This is a genomic window from Ilumatobacter sp. (genome assembly GCF_041688325.1).
Lineage (GTDB): Bacteria > Actinomycetota > Acidimicrobiia > Acidimicrobiales > Ilumatobacteraceae > Ilumatobacter_A.
This window is the reverse complement of sequence record NZ_JBDNIJ010000363.1, coordinates 1-3,729: the sequence shown is the minus strand read 5'-3', so window position 1 is coordinate 3,729 and position 3,729 is coordinate 1. Positions and strand designations below refer to the sequence as shown.

The 3,729-nt window shown below is 64.2% G+C and carries 3 protein-coding genes and 1 pseudogene; 1 reads left to right on the top strand and 3 read right to left on the bottom strand.

All coding sequences use genetic code 11. The annotated features are described in order from the left end of the window. Positions 1-5: 5 nt before the first annotated feature. The gene (locus tag ACH2EI_RS18715) at positions 6-1,340 is read right to left on the bottom strand and encodes a saccharopine dehydrogenase family protein (RefSeq protein WP_395161128.1); all 1,335 of its coding nucleotides are present in this window, start codon (positions 1,338-1,340) and stop codon (positions 6-8) included. A 12-nt stretch (positions 1,341-1,352) separates the two neighbouring features. Then, positions 1,353-2,456, bottom strand: coding sequence for a carboxynorspermidine decarboxylase (nspC, locus tag ACH2EI_RS18710; protein ID WP_395161127.1), 1,104 nt, complete (start codon positions 2,454-2,456; stop codon positions 1,353-1,355). A 164-nt stretch (positions 2,457-2,620) separates the two neighbouring features. Here nspC and ACH2EI_RS18705 point away from each other — a divergent pair, with 164 nt between their 5' ends. Then, positions 2,621-3,331 (top strand): IS6 family transposase, encoded by a 711-nt coding sequence (locus ACH2EI_RS18705; protein ID WP_395161125.1) that lies wholly within the window; start codon positions 2,621-2,623, stop codon positions 3,329-3,331. A gap of 165 nt (positions 3,332-3,496) precedes the next feature. Here ACH2EI_RS18705 and ACH2EI_RS18700 read toward each other — a convergent pair. Next, positions 3,497-3,729, bottom strand: a pseudogene (locus ACH2EI_RS18700) (hypothetical protein); the annotation flags it as partial.

Genomic DNA, 3,729 nt, shown 5'->3' with positions numbered 1-3,729 from the left:
GGGACCTATCGGCCGCGGATGGCGATCAGTGGGTCGGCAGCGGACACGGTCACCGTTGCAGTCGACCGGGCGATCTCGTCGCTGATCGGGCCGACCGATCCTCGAAACGACTGGTCCGAGTCCGGCTCGATCTCGAGGTACTCCGTCGGGAGCCCGGTCTTGTCGAGCAGCGCGATGAACGGCTCGGGGTCGAGCTCTTCGACGTTGACCATCCTCCCCGCGTCCCAGGTCCCGTCGGCGATCAGCATGGCGGCCGCGATCGGCGGGACGCCTGCGGTGTAGCTGATGCCTTGCGATTCCACCTCCGCGTAGGCGGCGGCGTGATCGCTCACCTGGTAGATGAACATCTCGCGCGGCTGGCCGTCCTTCGTGCCCTTGACGACGTCGCCGATGCACGTGTTGCCCGTGTAGCCCGCGGCGAGGCTCTGGGGGTCGGGGAGCACGGCCTTGACGACTTGCAGCGGGATGACCTCGCCGCCACCGGCCAGTTGGACCGGTTCGTGCGAGAGTAGACCGAGCGTGCGCAGCACGGTGAACACGTTGATGTAGTGGTCACCGAACCCCATCCAGAAGCGGATGCTGTTGGCGTCGATGTTTTTTGACAGCGAGTGCAACTCGTCGTGGCCGTTGAGGTAGATCGGCTGCTCGCCGACGACGGGAAAGTCGAATGTGCGCTTGACGGCGTGGGTCGGGAACTCCTGCCACTCGCGGTCGATCCAGGTCCACACTTTCACGAACTCGCGGAAGTTGATCTCCGGGTCGAAGTTGGTGGCGAAGTAGCGCCCGTGTGACCCGGCGTTGACGTCGAGGATGTCGATCGTGTCGATCGTGTCGAAGTACGACTTCGCGGCGAGTGCTGCGTAGGCGTTGACGACCCCGGGATCGAAACCGGCGCCGAGGATCGCAGTGACGCCCCTGTCGGCGCAGGCGTCGGCCTTCTTCCACTCGTGGTTGGCGTACCACGGCGGATCCTCACAGACGGACTCGGGATCCTCGTGGATCGCCGTGTCGATGTAGGCGGCGCCGGTCTCCAGGCAGGCGTCGAGCACGGACATGTTGACGAAGGCGGTGCCCAGGTTGACCACGATCTGCGACTCGGTTTCGCGGATCAGCGCCGCGGTGGCCGCCACGTCGAGGGCGTCGAGTTGGCGGGCGTGGAGCTTGCGGGAAGCGTCCTTCAGATGGCCCTTGCGATGGACGCTGTCGATGATCGCCTCACACTTCGACAGTGTGCGCGAGGCGATGCAGATGTCGCCGAGCACGTCGTTCTGCATCGCCGCCTTGTGCGCCGCGACATGGGCGACGCCGCCGGCGCCGATGATCAGCAGGTTCGTCTTCATGGGTTTTCCTCCTCAGGACAAGCTGCGCTTGAAATCGTCGTACTCGAATTCGCGCACGATCTCGACGTCGCCATCGAGGCGACGCACGACGATCGAGGGCATGCGCAGACCGTTGAACCACGTGGTCTTGACCATCGTGTAGCCCGCTGCATCAGCGAAGCGGACCTCGTCGCCGACGCGCAGCGGTTGTTCGAGCGCGAACTCCCCGAACACGTCACCCGCAAGGCACGTGCGTCCGGCGATCGTGACCGGATGCGATCCGCCGGACGGCGCATCCACTCGCGGATGTGTGCCATAGATCAGATGATCGAGCATGTGCGCCTCGACGGAGGCGTCGACGATGGCGATGTCGACCTCGTTGTGGACCACGTCGAGCACGGTCGTGACGAGCTGCGCTGTTCCGGTGATCACTGCTTCGCCCGGCTCGAGGTAGATCTGCACGCCGAAGCGGTCAGCGAGGTCGCGCAGCATCGTGGAGAACCGGTCGACGGGGTAGTCGGGCTCCGTGAACGAGATGCCGCCGCCCAGACTGATCCAGTCCATCTCGTGCAGGACGTCGGCGTAGCGATCGGAGATGTTCCCGATGGCTGTGTTCAATGCCTCGAAGTCCTCGTTCTCGCAGTTGAAGTGGAACATCAGCCCGCTCAGGTCGGCGGCGGCGGCGCGCAACTCGTCGTCGTCGGTGACCCCGAGGCGCGAGTGTGGGCGGGCGGGATCGGCAAGGTCGAAGTGCGAGTAGCTGATACCCGGGTTGACGCGCAGGCCGAGCGGCACGGCGCCCGCACTTGCCTTGTGCATCTGCAGTTGCCGAACCGAATTGAAGATCACCTTGTCGGCGAACCCCGCCACCTCGGCGACCTCGTCGGCGCTCCACGCGACGCTGTAGGCGTGCACTTCCTTACCGAACTGCTCCCGCCCGAGACGGGCTTCGTAGAGCGAGCTGCTCGTCGTACCGTCGAGATGTTGCGCCATCACGTCGAACACGCCCCACGTCGAGAAGCACTTCAGGGCGAGAACCGCCTTCGCTCCGGATGTCGCACGAACACGGTCGACGACCTCGAGGTTGTGGACGAGGCGCTGCTCGTCGATGAGGTAGTAGGGAGTGCGAAGGGTCATGACGAGGGATGTGTTGGCAAGGTCGGCGCATCTGGCGCCGTGTAACGAAGCGCCGAGGATGGTATCACCGCGCTGAGGGCTGGACCTTCACGGGCCAAGCTGCCACAGGTGTTTCGAGGGCACTGTTGCGTTGACAGGTTGGGTGCGGGTCGTAGCGTGCTTGAGTGATTCGTCGTCGCTGTCGCCGCTCTACTTCTCCGTCGTTTGCGGGCTTCCGGTTCCCGCCCGACGTGGTTTTGCTGGCGGTCCGCTGGTATCTCCGCTACGGCTTGTCGTACCGCGATGTTGAAGAACTCCTCGCCGAACGCGGCATCGAGGTCGATCACGTCACCATCTACCGGTGGGTGCAACGGTTCACCCCGCTCGTCATCGACGCAGCGCGGCTGTGCCGTCACAGTGTCGGCGACCGCTGGTTCGTCGATGAAACCTACGTGAAGGTGGCCGGTGTGTGGCGATACGTCTACAGCGCAGTCGACCAGCACGGCCAGGTCATCGAGGTATTGGTGTCCAAGCGACGCAACGCCGCAGCGGCCACCAAGTTCTTCGAGATGATGTTGGCGGGCCGCGACCGGCCAACAGAAATCACAACTGACCTTGCAGCACCGTTACTGCGCGTGGTCGAGGACCTGCTCCCAGAAGTACTCCACGACATCACCCAATATGGGAACAATCCGATCGAGTGCGATCACGGACGGCTCAAGGCGAGACTCCGGCCAATGCGCGGTCTACGAACCGATCGGACCGCGAGTGTCGTGATCCGTGGGCACGCGTTCATCCAAAACCTGAGACGCGGCCATTATGAACTCGGAGTCGAAGCCCGCCACGAGCATCTATGCGTCGCGGCAGCATTCGACGAACTCAGCGCAGCGATCTGACCGCAAGGCAGACGCCACACCGGTGCGACGCGCCCTCCGATCGATCAACGCAACAGTGCCGGTTCGGCCCAGTTTGCTGGCACGGTAATGCGTCCACGTCTGGCGCTTGGGAAGCCGTCTGTCAGGCTGCTCGTTGGCGCCGGAAAGCGCTCGAGGCGACTCGTGTCAGGCGTCTTGTCCGCGAGTGGCTCGCATCTGAGCGTCGACGCCGGTCATGATCAGGCGGAGCCCCCTCAGAAATCGGTCGTCGGCAGTCTTTGCGGGGTGGGGGTCTTCGAGATCGGCCTGAATCGCTCCGATCGTGGCTGCTTGGTGGTGCTGTTGTTCGTCGGTCGCGTACCCGAAGACGAAGTACACGAGCACGGATGCAGCGATGGCTGCGTCGTCGCGCCCGAGGC

Coding starts and splice junctions, on each gene's coding strand:
- ACH2EI_RS18715 (WP_395161128.1), bottom strand. CDS start 1,340: ATGAAGACGAACCTGCTGATCATCGGCGCCGGCGGCGTCGCCCATGTC.
- nspC (WP_395161127.1), bottom strand. CDS start 2,456: ATGACCCTTCGCACTCCCTACTACCTCATCGACGAGCAGCGCCTCGTC.